We start from the raw sequence: 16940 nt of genomic DNA on the forward strand, positions 1-16940 counted from the left end.
TGCCTACCGTCGGACCGTGACCGATCCGTGGCTCGTGGTGCGCGCCGACAAGGGCGCGGTGCTCGTCGTGCCCGCGACCGGTCCCGCGACCGGCGAACCGGTGCGGGTCGCGCTCGACCGGGATGGCCTCGTCGCGAGCGTCCCGGACGGGCCGTCCGACGAGCGTGCGCGCCTGGTCCCCGCGGTCGGGGACCGGGTGCTGCTCGACGACGAGGGCACGACGCTCGTCGGGCTCCTCCCGCGGCGCAGCGCCCTGGTCCGGGACAGCGCGGGCCGCACGTCGCTGACCCAGGTGCTCGCGGCGAACGTCGACGTGGTGCTCGTCGTCGAGCACCTGGACCCGGACCCCGACCTGGGCCGCGTCGAGCGGCTGCTGACGCTCGCGTGGCGCTCGGGTGCGCAGCCCGTCGTCGTGCTGACGAAGGCGGACCTGGTGCCGGACCCCGCCGGCATGGCGCAGGACGTCGCGCAGGTCGCGCTCGCGGTGCCCGTGCACGCGGTCTCGGTGACCGATGACGAGGGCCTCGAGCCGCTGCGCGCGCTGCTGACCCCGGGCGCGACGCTCGTCGTGGTCGGCCCGTCCGGCGCGGGCAAGTCCACGTTGGTCAACGCGCTCGCGGGCCGCGAGGTCATGGCGACGGGGGAGCGCCGCGCGGGCGACGGCCGGGGCCGGCACACCACGACGCACCGCGAGCTGGTGCCGCTGCCCGGCGGTGCGCTGCTGATCGACACCCCGGGCATCCGCGCGGTCGGCCTGGTCGCCGACGCCGCGGCGCTCGAGCACACGTTCGCCGACGTCGCCGAGATCGCCGCCCGGTGCCGGTTCGCCGACTGCGCGCACACCACCGAGCCGGGCTGCGCGGTCCGGCGGGCGCTCGACGACGGCGAGCTCACCGAGCGCCGGTTCACGAGCTGGCGCAAGCTCGAGCGCGAGGCCGCGTACCAGGAGCGGCGCGCGGACGTCCGGCTCGCGGCGGCGGAGAAGGCCCGGTGGAAGCGCGTGACCATGGACTACCACCGCGGCAGGCGCGGACCGGGTGCGCCCCGACCCTGAACGCTCCGCCGGACGGGTGAACCGCGGCGGACGCGTCGGGTATCGGGTGCGGGTGGCCGATGATGTGGCCATCGACCACGACCAGGGGGCGCGCCGCACCATGTTCTCCGCTCGTCTTGCCGCGCTCGTCGTCGCCACCGCGCTGGCGACGGCGACGGCGTTCGTCCCCGCGGCCGCACCCGCGGACGCTGCGCCGACCGTCACCACGAAGCTCACCGGACGCGCGCTGCTCCCTGACGGCTCGGCGGCCTCCCGCGTCGAGGTCCTCGCGGCTGACGCCGCGCGTCCGCTCCGTGACCCCGACGAGCTCGTCGTCGCCTCCGCGCCGGTCGGCCGGGCTGGTGCCTTCACGGTCAGCGCCCGGACAGCCGCCGGCCGGGGGGTCTACCTGAGGATCACCACCCCGAGCGCCGATCACGTCACGCAGTTCGTCGGCCGGGGCGGGACGCACGCCGCCGCGTACCCGTTGCTCGAGCCGATCACGGCCGGGGGCACCGTGGAGGTGGGGACGCAGATCCTCGTCGAGCGAGGCGCGCTCACGGTAACGGTCGGCGCGCCGGTCAGCTGCGTTCGCCTGCTCCTGCTGGACGGCTCACCCGTGAGGCAGTCCTGCGGCTCGAGGGACTCGACCGCGTGGAGCTTCACCCGGCTCGCCCCGGGTCGGTACCGCGTGTCCGTCCTGTGGGAGTTCGGCATGGCGGAGGCGGGCTCCGCAGAGGTCCGCGTCTCGCCGAGCCGGACGACGAGCGTGCGGGTCGCCGTCGGGACCCGCACCGGTCTCGCCGGGACGATCACGGACCCCGCCGGTCGGCCCGCCGCCGGAGTCGGTGTGCTCGCGGTCAGGGCCGCGGACGGGGCGATGGTCGGCGGCACCACCGACGCCCGCGGCCGGTACTTCCTGCTCGGGCTGCCGCCCGGCGGATGGCATCTCATGGTGAACACCGATGAGGCGGGCAGGACGCGTGAAGGCTGGTCCGGCGTCGAACGCAAGGTCGCCGTCCAGGCGGGTGAGGTCGACGAGGTCGACGTGCACCTGACGGTCGAGGGCCGGATCTCGGTGACGGCGCGTTCCACGGCCGGCCAGTGGGTCCGCCTCGAGGTCCACGATGCCACCGGCCGGCTCCGCGCCGTGACGAACGGCTTGGCCGCGGGTCCGAGCACCACGCTCGCGGTCGGCGGGCTCGCCCCCGGTACCTACGGGATCGTCCTGACGAGCCAGGGCCGGTACGCCGACCGGGCAGGCGTCGTGGTCCGGCGCGGGACGACGACCGCGGTCGGGCCGCTGACCGCGTCGGACCGCACCGTGACGGTGCACGGCCGCGTGGTGGGGGTCGCCGACGACGAACGGGTCACCGTCGCCGTGCGGCCGACGCAGGACCCGCAGTCTCGCGAGCGCGTCTCCGTCATCACTGAGCCGGGTGGGGCGTTCGAGGTCGACCGGCTGGTGCCGGGTGGCTACGAGGTCGAGGTGTCGACGTATCGCGACGGGCTGGGCTGGGGCTACCGGCGGCCGGTGCACGTCGACGCCGTCCTGGGCACCTCGTGGACTCTTCCTGCGCCGGTCCGCGTCGAGCGCGAGCTCGTCCACGCTCAGACGACGGTGCTCTGGCGAGGCAGGCCGGCGCCCGACGTGTTCGTCGATGACGGTCGCTTCTCCGGAGGTGCCCTGCGCAACTCGGGACAGACGGACGCCGCCGGCAGCACGACCCTCGAGTGGGACGGTCGCGTGGTCACTCGGCTCTCGGCGCGGGCATGGGCGATCCCGGCGCCGTTGGTCCTGGACGTGGCCAGCCCGCTGGCGGTGGACGGCGTCGACGACCTGACGCAGGTCGTGGTCACGGGGGTCGTGGGCGAGTGACGTCGGTGGGCCCGAGGCCGGGGCTGCCGCCGGGTCGAGGTCCGCGCCGCACTGGGGCAGGATCGACGACGTGCCTCGTCGTCGTACCGAGCCCGTGGTCGGCCGCGCCGCGCTCGCGGCGTGGCGGACCGACCCCTCGTCGCTGCCCGACCGCCGGACGGCCGTACGGTTCACGCTCGAGGAGCTCGCCGAGGTCGCGCCCGGCAACAGCGTCGAGGTGCGCGTGCCGCCGGACGGCGCGGTGCAGGCCGTGCAGGGCCCTCGTCACACCCGCGGCACACCGCCCAACGTGGTGGAGACCGACCCGCAGACGTGGCTCGAGCTCGTGACCGGCGCGCTGGCCTGGGACGACGCGGTCCGCGACGGTCGGGTGCACGCGTCCGGCGAGCGCGCGAGCCTCGTCGACTGGCTGCCGCTGCAGGCCGCCCGCCCGCGTCCGTGACCTGCCGCGCTGCGGGTCAGGTCCCGGCACTCGCCTAAGATCCTGGGGTGCCGTCGACCCCCGATCAGCCCGCCGGACCCGAGCAGGAGCCGGTGCCGACGCCTGTGCCGAGCCCGGAGCAGGTGAGCGAGCCCGCCGTCCCGAGCGAGGCCGAGCTCGAGCGGGTCGCCGCGCCGGCCCGGGTGCGCCGCGCGCCCAAGTTCAGCGTCTTCATCGGGGCGGGCGCCGTCGTCGGCGCCGTCGTCGCGCTGCTGCTCGCCCTGCTGCTGGGCGGGTCGGACGACGACGCGGACGCCTCCTCGGTGCCGACCGGCACCGGGTTCATCTCCTTCCTCGACGGCCAGGGCGCGGTCAACACCGTGCTGGGCGTGACCGGGGCGGTGGTCGGCGGGTTCGTCGGCGGGGGCCTGGCGGTGCTCGCGGACCGCCGCAGCCGCGACCCGCTGCGCTGAGTCGCACGGCCTAATCGATCCGGAGGACGTCGGGGCCTCGCCTCGTGCGGTGAGCGTCGGGTTTGCTCGTCGGGACCGGTCCCGGCGCCGCGGCGGTCCTCGCGTCAGTGCCGACGCGCGTGGACGAGACGGCGGACGACGGGCCGGGCGACCGTGTCCGCAACCGCACGAGGAGCACCCATGTCCACCCGGAGAACCGCGTTCGCGCTGCTCACGACGGCCGCTCTGGCCGTCGCGGGCCTGACCGCCGCAGCGACCGGCGCACAGGCCGCCGAGGGCTGCCGCGTCGACTACACCGTCCAGAGCCAGTGGCCCGGAGGCTTCCAGGCCGACGTCAAGGTCACCAACCTCGGCTCGTCGTTCTCGTCGTGGAAGCTGGACTGGTCGTTCGCGGCCGGGCAGCGGGTCACGCAGGCGTGGAACGCGACTGTCACGACGAGCGGGCAGAGCGTCTCGGTGCGGGACGTCGGCTGGAACGGTGCGCTCGGCACCGGGGCCAGCGCGTCGTTCGGGTTCATCGGCTCGTACGCCACGGCCAACCCCACGCCGTCGTCGTTCACGGTGAACGGGACCGTGTGCACGGGGACGACGCCGACGAGCTCGCCGACGCCGACGCCCACGCCGACGCCGACGCCCACGCCGACGCCGACCCCCACGCCGACGCCGACCCCCACGCCGACGCCGACGCCCACCCCGACGACGCCCCCGCAGCCCGCGGGGCAGCTCTACGTGGACACGTCGAACCAGAGCTACGCCGCGTGGCAGCGCGCGTCCGGCACCGACAAGCAGCTGCTCGCGAAGATCGCGCTCACCCCGCAGTCGTACTGGGTCGGCAACTGGACCGACGCCTCGCACGCGCAGGCCGAGGTGCGGGACGTCACCGGTCGCGCCGCCGCGGCGGGCAAGACCGTCTCGCTCGTCGTCTACGCGATCCCGGGCCGCGACTGCGGCTCCTACTCGGGCGGCGGCGTCGCCGAGTCCGAGTACGCGCGCTGGATCGACACCATCGCGCAGGGGATCACGGGACGTCCGATCGTCGTGCTCGAGCCGGACGCGCTCGCGCAGCTCGGTGACTGCGGCGGCCAGGGCGACCGCATCGGCTTCCTGCGGTACGCGGCGAAGTCGCTCACGCAGGCCGGCGGCCGCGTGTACATCGACGCGGGCCACTCGTCGTGGCTCTCGGTCGACACGGCGGTGAACCGGCTCAACCAGGTCGGGTTCGAGTACGCGGTCGGCTTCGCGCTGAACACGTCGAACTACCAGACGACCTCCACGACGCAGTCGTACGCCGAGCAGATCTCGCAGCGGCTCGGTGGCAAGGGCTACGTGATCGACACCTCGCGCAACGGCAACGGCAGCAACGGCCAGTGGTGCAACCCGCGCGGCCGTGCGCTGGGCGACCAGCCGCGCCTGGTGAACGACTCCACCGGCCTCGACGCCCTGCTGTGGGTCAAGCTCCCGGGCGAGTCCGACGGCACCTGCAACGGCGGTCCGGCCGCCGGCGCGTGGTGGCAGGAGATCGCCCTCGAGCTCGCGCGCAACGCGCACTGGTGACGGGCGCACCGGACCGTCCGCACCGGTGAGCCGGCGCCGCGGCCGCCGCGACCTGACACGTCGCGGCGGCCGCGTTCGCGCGTGTGCGACCATGGAGCACGTGGCCCCCCGCGCAGACGGTCGACTGAACCACGATCTCCTCCCCGACGAGAAAGGCCCCCAGGACGCCTGCGGCGTCTTCGGTGTCTGGGCTCCCGGCGAGGAGGTCGCCAAGCTCACCTACTTCGGGCTGTACGCGTTGCAGCACCGCGGGCAGGAGTCCGCGGGCATCGCGACGAGCAACGGCTCCCAGCTCCTGGTCTACAAGGACATGGGCCTGGTCTCGCAGGTGTTCGACGAGACCGCCCTCAACGCCCTGCAGGGGCACATCGCGATCGGGCACGCCCGCTACTCGACCACCGGCGCGAGCAACTGGGAGAACGCCCAGCCGACGCTCGGTCCCACGGCCGCGGGCACGGTCGCGCTCGGCCACAACGGCAACCTGACCAACACCGCGGAGCTCGTCGAGCTGGTCGCGGAGCGGTACGGCAGCCAGCGCCGCGGCGAGCTCGCGCGCGGCAACACCACGGACACCGCGCTCGTGACCGCCCTGCTGGCGGGCGACCCGGACCACACCCTCGAGGCCACGGCGCTCGAGGTCCTGCCCCGGCTGCGCGGCGCGTTCAGCCTGGTGTTCATGGACGAGCGCACGCTCTACGCCGCGCGGGACCCGCAGGGCGTGCGGCCGCTGGTCCTGGGCCGCCTCGAGCGCGGCTGGGTCGTCGCCTCGGAAACGCCCGCGCTGGACATCGTCGGCGCCAGCTACGTCCGCGAGGTCGAGCCGGGCGAGTTCATCGCGATCGACGCCGACGGTCTGCGCTCGACGAAGTTCGCGACGGCCGAGCGCGCGGGCTGCATCTTCGAGTACGTCTACCTGGCCCGGCCGGACACGACGATCGCGGGCCGCTCGGTGCACGCGGCGCGCGTCGCGATGGGTCGTCGGCTGGCCGTCGAGCACCCGGTCGAGGCGGACCTGGTCATCCCCGTGCCGGAGTCCGGCACGCCCGCCGCGGTGGGGTACGCGCAGGAGTCCGGCATCCCGTTCGGGCAGGGCCTGACCAAGAACGCCTACGTGGGCCGCACGTTCATCCAGCCGTCGCAGACGCTGCGCCAGCTCGGCATCCGGCTCAAGCTCAACCCGCTGCGGGACGTGATCCGCGGCAAGCGCCTGGTGGTGGTGGACGACTCGATCGTGCGCGGCAACACGCAGCGCGCCCTGATCCGCATGCTGCGGGAGTCCGGCGCGGCCGAGGTGCACGTGCGCATCTCCTCGCCGCCCGTCAAGTGGCCGTGCTTCTACGGCATCGACTTCGCGAGCCGAGCCGAGCTGATCGCCAACGGCCTGTCGCCCGCCGAGATCGCGGCGTCGCTGGGCGCCGACTCCCTGGGCTACATCTCGGAGGAGGGCCTCATCGAGGCGACGGAGCAGCCCGCGCACCAGCTCTGCACCGCGTGCTTCTCCGGCCGCTACCCCATCGAGCTGCCGCCCGCCGACCGGCTCGGCAAGCACCTGCTGGAGCAGAACGAGCTCCCGCTCGGCGCGCCCGAGGACGGGCTCGTCTCGATCATCCCCGGCGCTGGCGCCGCGACCGCACTGGAGCAGCCGTGACCCACCCGACCGACGCCGCGCAGGCGGCGCCGATCACCTACGCCACCGCGGGCGTCGACACCGAGGCGGGCGACAAGGCCGTCGAGCTCATGAAGGACGCGGTGCGCGCGACGCACGGTGCCCGCGTGCTCGGGGGAGTGGGCGGCTTCGCCGGGCTCTACGACGCGAGCTTCCTGACCCGGTACCGCCGGCCGCTCCTCGCGACGTCGACCGACGGCGTGGGCACCAAGGTCGCGATCGCGCAGGCGCTCGACGTGCACCACACGATCGGGTTCGACCTGGTCGGCATGGTGGTCGACGACATCGTCGTGGTCGGCGCCGAGCCGCTGTTCATGACCGACTACATCGCCACCGGCCGCGTGGTGCCCGAGCGCATCGCGGACGTGGTCCGCGGCATCGCCGAGGCGTGCTCCGTCGCCGGGACTGCCCTGGTGGGCGGCGAGACCGCCGAGCACCCGGGTCTGCTGGCGCCCGACGAGTACGACGTGGCGGGCGCCGCGACGGGCGTCGTCGAGGCCGACGAGCTCCTGGGCCCGGAGCGGGTCCGCGAGGGCGACGTCCTGGTCGCGCTCGCGTCGAGCGGCCTGCACTCGAACGGGTACTCGCTGGTGCGGGCCGTCGTCCGGGCCGCGGGCTGGGGCCTCGAGCGGCACGTCGACGAGCTGGGCCGGACGCTGGGCGAGGAGCTGCTCGAGCCCACGCGCGTCTACGCGTCCGACTGCCTCGCGATCGCCCGCCGCGCGGGCGTCGCCGGCGTCCACGCGTTCAGCCACGTCACCGGCGGGGGGCTGGCCTCGAACGTCGCACGCATCCTGCCCGCCGGCCTCGTCGCCGACGTCGATCGCGGCGGCTGGACGCTGCCGCCCGTCTTCAGCCTGGTGCAGCGGCTCGGCCAGGTGCCGTGGACGGACCTCGAGGGCACCCTCAACCTCGGTGTCGGCATGGTTGCGGTCGTCGCGCCCGAGGCGGTGGACGGCGTGCTCGCGCAGGCCGCCGAGCTCGGTCTGCCGGCGTGGCCGCTGGGTGCCGTGCGCGCGGTGGACGACGAGCGTGACGTCGTCGGGGCGCCCGGGTTCGTCTCCGGCACCAAGGGCGTCGACGGCGGCGCGGTGCGCCTGACCGGGTCCTACCGCGTCTGACCTCCGGCAGGGAGAGCGGTCCGGGCCCCGACGCGGGACCCGGGTGGCACCCGGTCCGCGAGGAACCGGGCGCCACCCGGGATCAGCAGCGAGAGGCGTGCGGCGGAGCGGACCTCGAGCGTCGATGCCGAGACGCCCTGCGGGCGGGGCTCGGCGCCGACGAGGTCAGCGCCCAGGATCGTAGTCGACGACCAGCGTCGACGATCTCCGCGCCGACCAGCTCCGCGCCGACGAGGTCACCGGCGCCGACGATCTCAGCGCTCGTCGTCGACCCAGCGGCCGTAGTCCGCCTCGTCCGACTCGTCGGTGTCCACCGCGGCACCGCCGCCGCGTCGCTCACCGAGATCATGGCCGCGCGACGACAACTCCTGCTCAAGGGCTCGGTAGTTGGTGTCCGGGCTGAAGTACTTCAGCTCCCGGGCCACCTTCGTCTGCTTAGCCTTCTGACGGCCGCGCCCCATGGCATCGACCCCCTCTTACGTGGATGCGGGGCGGCACCGTGCGTACACGTGCGGCCCCGGGGTGCTGGATCGTCTCTTCGTGCGGCAACGGTACATGCAACACGAGTATTCCGGCCACTTGCGGGGCGGCGACGCGCGTCACGTTCACCCCACCTCCCCACGACCGGCCGCACGGCTGGTCGGGAGGGTCCGCGGACGCCGTGCTGCCGCCTCCGCGGTGGGGTCGCAGTGTCGTATGGTGACGTTGCCAGCGAGTGGCCGACCGCGCCGGACGACACGGCCGGGGAGCCGGGCGACACGCCCGAACGGATCTGCGCGCTCACCGTGCGCGGGTGAAAAGTCCGGTTTATGGTGGCTCCACGGGGCGCTCACCAGCAGACTCGTCGGTTCACAAGACCGGGTTGTACCCTTTCGTAACGAAATCGTGTCCTGAATGAACTGCCATGAGCGGTTTGCGCATGCTAGGGCCATCGGAGCGGTCTGGGACGGGTCCCGGGCCGACCGGAGGACCGGCGCGGGGCACGACCATCGACCAGGTGGCCACGCCGGGCGGGGAGTTCCGGTGGGTCGCAGCTCGCGTCAGGAGGCACCGTCATGACCGTCAAGCCCGCTCCCAACGAGAACCTCCTCACGCCCTCCGAGGTCGCGACGCTCTTCCGGGTGGACCCGAAGACCGTCACGCGGTGGGCGAAGGCCGGCAAGCTGTCCTCGATCCGGACGCTGGGCGGCCACCGCCGCTACCTCGAGTCCGAGGTCCAGGCGCTCCTGTCGGGCGTCCCGCAGCAGCAGCGCGCCACCGACTGAGCGCGCCACGCGCCTAGGGGCCGCCGGCGGCCTCGTGCCCCGGCGGCTTCTTGCTGCGTCCGGCTTCTTGCTGCGTCCGGCTCTTGCTGCGTCGCTCGTCAGTCGTGACGGCGAGCGCGCAGGACGACCAGGGCCACCAGGACGACGACGCCGGCCACGGCGCCGCCCAGGACCTTGCGGGCGCGCGCCTGGTCCTCGGGTGCCGCATCTTCGCTGAGAGCGTCGTGCACCATCTGCCGTGACGCCGCAGCGGCGGCCGCGGCCTGGGTCCGCGGGTCGAGCCGCGTGACGACCTCGTCGACGGTCGACGCGAGCTGCTGCCGCGTGACCGCGATCTGGGCCTCGAGCGCCAGGATCTCGGGCGTCGTGAACGGCACGACCGGCGTGTCCTCGGACTTCTCGTCGCTCATCGCTGCACACCCTCCTTGACCGCCGCGACGTCCTGCTGCACGTTCTCGATCGCGCGCGCGGGCGTCGGCGGGTTGCCCTTCTTCAGACTCTTCAGCCCCAGCAGGGCCAGCACCAGCACGACGAGCAGCAGGACCACGGTGACGATCAGCGCCGCGAGCCACAGGTCGAGCCACAGGTCGAGCACGATGATCGCCGTCGCGATCAGCGCTGCCAGCAGGTACAGCGCCAGGAGCCCGGCGACGGCCAGCAGCCCGGCCCCCGCTCCCACCAGCTTCAGCCGCCCCGTCACCTCGGCCTTCGCCAGGTCGATCTCGGCCCGGACCAGTCGCGAGGTCTGCTCGCTCAGGTCGCTGACGAGCTGGCCGAGAGAGCGTTCGGGGTTCGGCGGTGCCGTGTGCGTCGTCATCGTCCTGCCTCTCGTCGTGCCCGGCGGGCGTCGCGCCGCCTTGAGCCACCAGTGTGCTGGTCAGCGGCGCATGCCGCGAGGGGACGCCGCCGCGGGTGGGGCGGCGCGGCCGGCCGGGGCGGGTGCTCAGTCGGCCCAGGGATGGACCTGCTCGCCCGCGGGGTGCGTCGGCTCGGTGACGCGGACCACCACGCGCGGCGTGCGCGGCAGGTGACGACGACCCCACGCGGCGAACCCCGAGGCGACCAGCACCAGGGCGGCGCCGACGAGCAGCGCGGCGAGCCACGGCTCGAGCGCGTACGCGAGCCCCAGCACCGCCGCGGTGACGAACAGTGCGGCCCCGAAGAACGTGAGCAGCGCCGCCACCCCGAAGGCGATGGCCGAGGGGCGCACCTCGACGGCCCGTGCGCGCACGCTCGCGCCGACCGCGTCGATCTCGGCCTGGATGGACGCGCGCACGCGGTCCTCGGCCTGGCCCAGCTTCTCGCGGGCGCGCTCGGCGATCGGGTCGGTGAACCGGTCGAGGAAACGGCGGCGCTCGGGGGCAGGCTCGCTGGTCACGGCGTCCTCCAGGGGTCGGCGGGGGTGCCGCCAGCCTAGTCAGCGGCGGGTGCCGCGGAGGGGGACCCTGCGGGCTCGGGCGTGGTCGGCGTGCCGCCGGTGGGGTCGGGCGCACCCTCGTCGGACGCGCCCGCCGTCTCCCGTCCGACGTACCGCGCGAGCAGCGGGAAGACGACGACGGTGATCACCCCGCCCCCGACCAGGCACGCGGCGGTGCCCGCCTGCATCGAGCCGTCGTCGACCGCGATCTCGGTGAGCGCGACCAGGAGCGGCAGCGTCGTGGCGGTGTACAGGCCCAGCTGCACCCGGCCGCGGACGGGGAGCTCGCGGCGGTACCAGAGCAGTGCCGGGGTCGCGCGCGCGACCAGGATCATCCCGGCGAACGCGAACGGGAGCCACGGGTGCTCCACCAGGGCGTCGAGCTCGAGGCCCATGCCGGAGGAGACGAAGAAGACCGGGATGAAGACGCCCCAGCCCACGGTGTCGAGCTTCCGCTCGAGCTCCTGGTTGTCGACCGGGGACCAGGCGCGCAGCACCATGCCGGCCAGGAACGCCCCGAGCACCGCGTCGAAGCCCATCGCGGTCGCCCAGGCCAGCAGCGCGACCAGCAGCAGGAGGGTGAACCGCATCTCGCCCTGACCGGTGCCGTCGCCCAGGGGCTTGATGACCTCTCGCAGCCGACGGAAGGTCGGCCGGCGGTGCGCGAGCGTCAGCCACACGACGCCGATCGCGAACAGCACCAGGGCCACCAGCGCGCCGACGGTCCCGCGGGTGCCGAGGAACAGCGCCATCCCGACGATCGGCAGCAGCTCGCCGACGGCGCCGTTCGCGATCGCGTGCTGCCCGAGGCGCGTGCCGGACAGGCCCTCGTCGCGCAGGATCGGCACCAGGACGCCGAGCGCGGTGGTGGTGAGCGCGATCGTGAGCGGGACCCACGCGGTGAACGGGGTGATGCTGTCGAGCGCCGCGACCAGGGCCAGCCCGATCACGCCGGACGTCAGCCAGGACCGCGCCGCCAGGCGGCCGGTCGGCCGGCGGCCGATCCCCGGGTCGATCTCGTACCCGGCCAGCAGGAACAGGAAGCCCATGCCCAGGTCGGCGAGCAGCTCGACGTCCGCGGGTGCGGACAGGTGCAGGACGTCGGGACCGATGACCGCGCCGCCGACGAGCAGCACGACGACCTGGGGGAGGCGCGCCTTGGCCGGCATGGCGGCGACGACGACGAGCGCGACGGCCGAGACCAGCACGACGGGCAGCAGACGGGCGTAATCCATGGCGTTCTCCTGGTGCTGTCTCCGCCAGGCGCCGGAGAGCTGCCGCCCATTGTGACCTGCGCCGTGACCTACGCCGGGACCTGCGCCGGGACCTGCGCCGTGACCTACGCCGGGACGTCCGCGGGCGCGGGAACGACGAAGCCCCGCCACGGGATCCTCCGAGGGACCCTGGCGGGGCTTGCGGCGTGCTTGCGGCGGTGGCTCCGACCGGCGTCGATCCGGTGACCTTTCGATTTTCAGTCGAACGCTCTACCAACTGAGCTACAGAGCCGTGGGGGACGTGCCCCCGAACGACGATGCCGGTCACGAGTGACCGGCATGTGTCGAGCGACCCCGACGGGACTTGAACCCGCGACCTCCGCCGTGACAGGGCGGCGCGCTAACCAACTGCGCTACGGGGCCTCGTGGTGAGACCTGGTACTACCTTTTCACTGCACGTGCCGTACCCCCAACGGGATTCGAACCCGTGCTACCGCCGTGAAAGGGCGGGGTCCTAGGCCGCTAGACGATGAGGGCGTCGCCCCTGACGTCGAGGCGTCGGTTGACCGTGGACAACCATACGGGCAAGGAGCCCGGATCTCCAAAGTGGCCCCCGGTGGCGCTGGTCCCGCCCGGTTTCCGGGGCAGGATGAGGGCATGGTCGAGATGTCGCGGGCGGAGTTCGAGGACCTGGTGCGCGACGCGCTCGACGAGATCCCCGACGAGCTCGCGCGGGTCATGGACAACGTCGTCGTGCTGGTGGAGGACGACCCGCCGCCGGGCGAGGAGGACCTGCTGGGGCTGTACGAGGGCGTCGCCCTCACCGAGCGCACGGACTCGTGGGCGGCCGGCTCGCTGCCGGACCGGATCTTCGTCTACCGCAACCCCACGCTCGCGATCTGCGACAGCCGGGAGGACGTCGTGGAGGAGGTCGCGATCACCGTGGTCCACGAGATCGCGCACCACTTCGGGATCGACGACGACCGCCTGCACGAGCTCGGCTGGGCCTGAGCACGCGCTGCGCCCGGGCGCCTGTCGTCGTCGCAGGGGCGGACCTAAGGTCAGGACATGACGAGCGAGCGACCGCGGGTGGGGATCGTGCTGCTGCCGCAGGAGCGGTGGGCGACCCAGCGCGACAGGTGGCGGCAGGCGGAGGAGTGGGGCTTCGACCACGCCTGGACCTACGACCACCTGGCGTGGCGCACGCTCGTCGACGAGCCGTGGTTCGCCACGGTCCCGCTGCTCGCGGCCGCGGCCGAGGCGACGAGCACGATCGGCCTCGGCACGTTCGTCGCGAACCCCAACTTCCGGCACCCCGTGCCGTTCGCCAAGGACGTGATGGGGCTCGACGACGTGAGCGGCGGGCGGTTCCTGCTGGGGATCGGCGCCGGGGGCGAGGGGTTCGACGCGACGGTCACGGGACCGGCGCCGACCCGCGGCGAGCGCACGCGACGGTTCGTCGAGTTCGTCGGGCTGCTCGACGAGCTGCTGACGCACCCGGTCACCGAGCACGCGGGCGAGTTCTACACCGCGGACGGTGCCCGGATGGTCCCCGGGACGGTCGCGCAGCCCCGCCCGCCGTTCCTGGTCGCCGCGGCCGGCCCGCGGACCATGACGCTCGCGGCGCAGCGCGGTCAGGGGTGGATCACCTACGGCGCCAGCTACGCGACCGAGGACGGGGCGGCGGACAGCCCGGCGGTCGCGCAGGAGCGCTGGTGGGCGGCGCTCGCCGAGCAGGTCGCGGCGTTCGACGAGATCGAGCGCGCGCACCGGCCGGGCGACGTGCCGCTGCGGCGCTACCTGAGCCTGGACGGCGCGCCCGTGTACTCGCTGACCTCGCTCGAGCTGGCGCTCGAGGGGGTCGAGCGCGCGGCGGCGCTCGGCTTCACCGACGTCGTCGTGCACTGGCCGCGGGAGGACGGCGTCTACGCGGGCCGGGAGAGCACGCTGGAGGCGTTCGCCGCGCGGCTCTGAGCCCACGCGCACGACGAGGGGCGCGGCCGGACCTCGGCCGGACCTCGGCCGGACCTCGGCCGTGCCCCTCGTCGTCCCTGCGGCGACCGCGCTCAGCGGTGCGCCGAGCGCGCCTCCCACGCCGTACGGACCATCTCGTCGACCGAGTAGGTCATGCGCCAGCCCAGGTCGCGTGCGGCCAGCTCGCCGGAGGCCACGATCCGCGCCGGGTCGCCCGGGCGACGGTCCTCGACGACGGGCTCGAAGTCGATGCCGGTGACGCGCGCGACGGCCGTCATGATCTCCCGCACCGACATCCCGTCGCCCGAGCCCAGGTTGTACGCGGGCTCGAGCGAGCCGCCCGCCGCGAGGGTCTGCGCCGCCGCGACGTGCGCGTCGGCCAGGTCGGCGACGTGGATGTAGTCGCGCACGCACGTGCCGTCGGGCGTCGGGTAGTCGTCGCCCTTGATGATCGGCGTGCGGCCGTCCAGCAGGGCGTCGAAGACCAGGGGGAAGAGGTTGTGCGGGCTGGTGTCCCAGATCTCGGGGGTCCCCGAGCCGACCACGTTGAAGTAGCGCAGGCTCGTGTGGCGCAGTCCCACCGCCGTCGCCTGGTCCCGCAGCAGCCACTCGCCGACGAGCTTGGACTCGCCGTACGGGGACTGCGGCGTGGTGGGGGTCTGCTCGGTCACCAGGTCCGTGTCCGGCGTGCCGAACACCGCGGCGGAGGAGGAGTAGACGATCGCGTCGACGCCCTGCGACGCCATCGCGTCGAGCAGGCTCACCGTCCCCGTGACGTTCTGGGTGTACGTGTGCGTCGGGCGCTGGACCGAGACGCCGGCGTACTTGAACGCCGCGAGGTGGACCACGCCCACCACGCCGTGCCGGGCGAGGGTGTCCGCCACCAGGTCGGTGTCGGTGATGGACCCCTGGACGAAGGGCGTGCCCTCGGGCACGAAGCCCCGGTGGCCGCTGGAGAGGTCGTCCAGGACCACGCAGTCCAGGCCGACCTTCGCGAACGCGCGCACCACGTGCGCGCCGATGTAGCCGGCGCCGCCGGTCACGAGCCAAGTCATGGCTCGACCCTAGCCGCCGCGACGGCAGGACGGAAGGACTTTCGACCAAGAACGAACAAGATCACACATGTCCAAACATCTGTCTGGGGCGGTGTCGGCGCGGGACGGCATGATCGGCGCGTGCCTGCTGCTGCCCGTCCGGTCCCCGGTCTCGTCGTCGACGTCGCGCAGCGGCGTGCCCGCCTCGCCCGTCGTCACGGGCTCGTCGTGCCGTTCGACGACGCGCCGACCGCCTCCCGCCAGCTCGTCGCGCTGCACGGGACGGACGCGTCGGGGCCGTACGTCGCGTCGTGGGCCCGCGTCCCCGGCTTCACGACGAGCGACCTCGACGCCGCGCTGTTCGAGGACCGCACCCTGGTGCGCCACCTCGCGATGCGCCGGACGCTGTGGGTCGCCGACGCGGCGCTGCTGCCGGCGCTCGTCGCGGGCCCGGGCGCGCGGGTGGCCGGCCAGGAGCGGCGCCGGCTGGTCAAGGAGCTGGACCTCGACCCCGCGGGCGACGGGGACGGCGAGGCCTGGCTCGACGCCGCGGCGGCGCGCGTCGTCGCGCACCTGGCGGACGGACGGCCGCGGACCGCGACCGAGCTGCGTGCGGAGCTCCCGGAGCTCGGGCGCACGGTCGTCGCGGGGCCCGGCACGCGGTGGTCGACCACCATGCCGGCGCTGCCGCGCGTGCTCACGTACCTCGCCGCGCGCGGCGTCCTGCTCCGCGGTCCCAACCGGGGCGGCTGGACGTCCTCGCGGCCCGCCTGGACGCTCCCGGAGACCTGGCTCGGCGCGCCCGTCGCGCAGGTCGACGCGGACGCGGCGCACGACGAGCTGGTCGGCCGGTGGCTGCGCGCGTTCGGGCCCGGGACGGAGCGGGACGTGACCTGGTGGCTGGGCTCGACGCTGACCGCCGTCCGGCGCTCGCTCGTGACGCTCGGCGCGGTGCCGGTCCTGCTGCCCCCGGAGGTCCCGACCGTCGGCGCGGGCGGTGCGGGTGGGCCGGGCGCGTCCGGTGACGCCGGCGAGATCGGCTACCTGCTGCCGGACGACCTAGACCCCGTCCCCGACGTGGGGCCGTGGGTCGCGCTGCTGCCCGGCCTGGACCCGACGACCATGGGGTGGGCCGGGCGGGACTGGTACCTGGGCCCGCACGCCTCCGAGGTCGTGGACTCGGTCGGCAACGCCGGCCCGACCGCCTGGGTGGACGGGCGTGTGGTCGGCGCGTGGGCCGCGGCGACGGGGGTCGTCGAGCTCGCCCTGCTCGAGGACGTGGGTCGCCGCGCGCGGGCCGCGATCGACGCGGAGGTCGCCCGCCTCACGGCGTGGCTGGCGGGCGGCCGGGTGGCACCGTCGTTCCCGTCGCCCCTGTTCGGGGGACGACGCGCGGCGGGCACGGTCGGCCGCACCGGGTGATGCTGTGGCCATGACATCGCTCTCCACGCTGGTCAGGGCCGATCCGCCCGCCGACTCCCTGCCCCGCATGCTGGCTCGTGTCGGGCTCGGCCTGGGGCTGGTCTTCGCCGGGATCGGGCACCTCACGTTCTCGCGCGAGGAGTTCCAGGCGCAGGTGCCGTCGTGGTTCCCCGTGGACACCGACATCACGGTGCTGGCGTCCGGCGCGGTCGAGATCGCGCTCGGCTCGTCGCTCGTCGTCCTCCCGCGCTACCGCGTGGTGCTCGGCCTCGTCGCGGCGGCGTTCTTCGTCGCCGTGTTCCCCGGGAACCTCGCGCAGTGGCTCGAGCACAAGGACGGGTTCGGGCTGGACACCGACACCAAGCGCCTGGTGCGGCTGTTCTTCCAGCCCGTGCTCGTCGCGTGGGCGCTGTGGTCCACGGGAGCCTTCCGAGCCCTGCGGCCGCGCCGGGACTGACCCGGCGCGC

At 74.2% G+C, this 16940-nt stretch carries 18 protein-coding genes and 3 tRNA genes; 12 read left to right on the forward strand and 9 right to left on the reverse strand.

Annotated elements, in window-relative coordinates:
* The first annotated feature begins 16 nt into the window (after positions 1–16).
* The 7 genes from rsgA (at position 17) to purM (ending at position 8147) form a co-directional block, all read left to right on the forward strand.
* Entirely contained in the window at positions 17–1054 is a 1038-nt protein-coding gene (gene rsgA / locus KIN34_RS07160; RefSeq protein WP_214348598.1) for a ribosome small subunit-dependent GTPase A, read from the forward strand.
* Positions 1055–1106: 52 nt separating this feature from the next.
* Complete coding sequence (locus KIN34_RS17350) at positions 1107–2912, forward strand: carboxypeptidase-like regulatory domain-containing protein (protein ID WP_214348601.1); 1806 nt, start codon at positions 1107–1109, stop codon at positions 2910–2912.
* A 70-nt stretch (positions 2913–2982) separates the two neighbouring features.
* A complete protein-coding gene (locus KIN34_RS07170) occupies positions 2983–3354 on the forward strand; it encodes a sterol carrier family protein (protein WP_214348604.1) in 372 nt (123 codons plus the stop codon).
* Positions 3355–3401: 47 nt separating this feature from the next.
* Entirely contained in the window at positions 3402–3806 is a 405-nt protein-coding gene (locus KIN34_RS07175) for a histidine kinase (protein ID WP_214348606.1), read from the forward strand.
* Positions 3807–3986: 180 nt separating this feature from the next.
* Positions 3987–5360, forward strand: a complete 1374-nt coding sequence (locus KIN34_RS07180; RefSeq protein WP_214348609.1) for a glycoside hydrolase family 6 protein — start codon at positions 3987–3989, stop codon at positions 5358–5360.
* A gap of 100 nt (positions 5361–5460) precedes the next feature.
* The gene (gene purF, locus KIN34_RS07185) at positions 5461–7008 is read left to right on the forward strand and encodes an amidophosphoribosyltransferase (RefSeq protein ID WP_214348612.1); all 1548 of its coding nucleotides are present in this window, start codon (positions 5461–5463) and stop codon (positions 7006–7008) included.
* Entirely contained in the window at positions 7005–8147 is a 1143-nt protein-coding gene (purM, locus tag KIN34_RS07190; protein ID WP_214348615.1) for a phosphoribosylformylglycinamidine cyclo-ligase, read from the forward strand. Before purF ends, purM begins: the two co-directional genes overlap by 4 nt.
* Before the next feature lie 254 nt (positions 8148–8401).
* Here the strand turns inward: purM and KIN34_RS07195 are convergent, their stop codons facing one another.
* Positions 8402–8608 (reverse strand): DUF3073 domain-containing protein, encoded by a 207-nt coding sequence (locus KIN34_RS07195; protein WP_214348618.1) that lies wholly within the window; start codon positions 8606–8608, stop codon positions 8402–8404.
* Between the two features lie 594 nt (positions 8609–9202).
* Here KIN34_RS07195 and KIN34_RS07200 point away from each other — a divergent pair.
* Entirely contained in the window at positions 9203–9412 is a 210-nt protein-coding gene (locus KIN34_RS07200; RefSeq protein WP_214348621.1) for a BldC family transcriptional regulator, read from the forward strand.
* Positions 9413–9510: 98 nt separating this feature from the next.
* On the opposite strand, the gene KIN34_RS07205 is transcribed toward KIN34_RS07200, so the two are convergent.
* The 7 genes from KIN34_RS07205 to KIN34_RS07235 form a co-directional block, all read right to left on the reverse strand.
* Positions 9511–9822 (reverse strand): DUF3618 domain-containing protein, encoded by a 312-nt coding sequence (locus tag KIN34_RS07205; protein WP_214348623.1) that lies wholly within the window; start codon positions 9820–9822, stop codon positions 9511–9513.
* Complete coding sequence (locus KIN34_RS07210; RefSeq protein WP_214348626.1) at positions 9819–10229, reverse strand: phage holin family protein; 411 nt, start codon at positions 10227–10229, stop codon at positions 9819–9821. The genes KIN34_RS07205 and KIN34_RS07210 overlap by 4 nt, the downstream gene beginning before the upstream one ends.
* A gap of 126 nt (positions 10230–10355) precedes the next feature.
* Positions 10356–10790 carry a phage holin family protein gene (locus KIN34_RS07215; protein ID WP_214348629.1) on the reverse strand — a complete coding sequence of 145 codons (435 nt, stop codon included), beginning with the start codon at positions 10788–10790 and terminating at the stop codon, positions 10356–10358.
* 35 nt (positions 10791–10825) lie between these two features.
* Positions 10826–12064, reverse strand: coding sequence for a cation:proton antiporter (locus KIN34_RS07220; protein WP_214348631.1), 1239 nt, complete (start codon positions 12062–12064; stop codon positions 10826–10828).
* 198 nt (positions 12065–12262) lie between these two features.
* Positions 12263–12335, reverse strand: a tRNA-Phe gene (locus KIN34_RS07225).
* Between the two features lie 57 nt (positions 12336–12392).
* A tRNA-Asp gene (locus KIN34_RS07230) sits at positions 12393–12466 on the reverse strand.
* Between the two features lie 41 nt (positions 12467–12507).
* Positions 12508–12580 (reverse strand) — tRNA-Glu (locus KIN34_RS07235).
* Between the two features lie 120 nt (positions 12581–12700).
* On the opposite strand from KIN34_RS07235, the gene KIN34_RS07240 reads away from it, so the two are divergent.
* Both KIN34_RS07240 and KIN34_RS07245 read left to right on the forward strand, forming a co-directional pair.
* The gene (locus KIN34_RS07240; protein ID WP_214348634.1) at positions 12701–13054 is read left to right on the forward strand and encodes a metallopeptidase family protein; all 354 of its coding nucleotides are present in this window, start codon (positions 12701–12703) and stop codon (positions 13052–13054) included.
* Between the two features lie 57 nt (positions 13055–13111).
* Positions 13112–14017 carry an LLM class flavin-dependent oxidoreductase gene (locus KIN34_RS07245; RefSeq protein ID WP_214348637.1) on the forward strand — a complete coding sequence of 302 codons (906 nt, stop codon included), beginning with the start codon at positions 13112–13114 and terminating at the stop codon, positions 14015–14017.
* A 92-nt stretch (positions 14018–14109) separates the two neighbouring features.
* Here the strand turns inward: KIN34_RS07245 and galE are convergent, their stop codons facing one another.
* Positions 14110–15072 (reverse strand): UDP-glucose 4-epimerase GalE, encoded by a 963-nt coding sequence (galE, locus tag KIN34_RS07250; protein WP_214348640.1) that lies wholly within the window; start codon positions 15070–15072, stop codon positions 14110–14112.
* A 120-nt stretch (positions 15073–15192) separates the two neighbouring features.
* Here galE and KIN34_RS07255 point away from each other — a divergent pair, with 120 nt between their 5' ends.
* Positions 15193–16473 carry a winged helix DNA-binding domain-containing protein gene (locus KIN34_RS07255; protein WP_214348642.1) on the forward strand — a complete coding sequence of 427 codons (1281 nt, stop codon included), beginning with the start codon at positions 15193–15195 and terminating at the stop codon, positions 16471–16473.
* Positions 16474–16483: 10 nt separating this feature from the next.
* On the forward strand, positions 16484–16930 hold the full coding sequence (locus KIN34_RS07260; RefSeq protein WP_214348645.1) for a DoxX family protein: 447 nt from the start codon (positions 16484–16486) through the stop codon (positions 16928–16930).
* The last annotated feature ends 10 nt before the right edge of the window (positions 16931–16940 follow it).

Source organism: Cellulomonas fulva (genome assembly GCF_018531375.1).
GTDB classification, from domain to species: Bacteria; Actinomycetota; Actinomycetes; order Actinomycetales; family Cellulomonadaceae; genus Cellulomonas; species Cellulomonas fulva.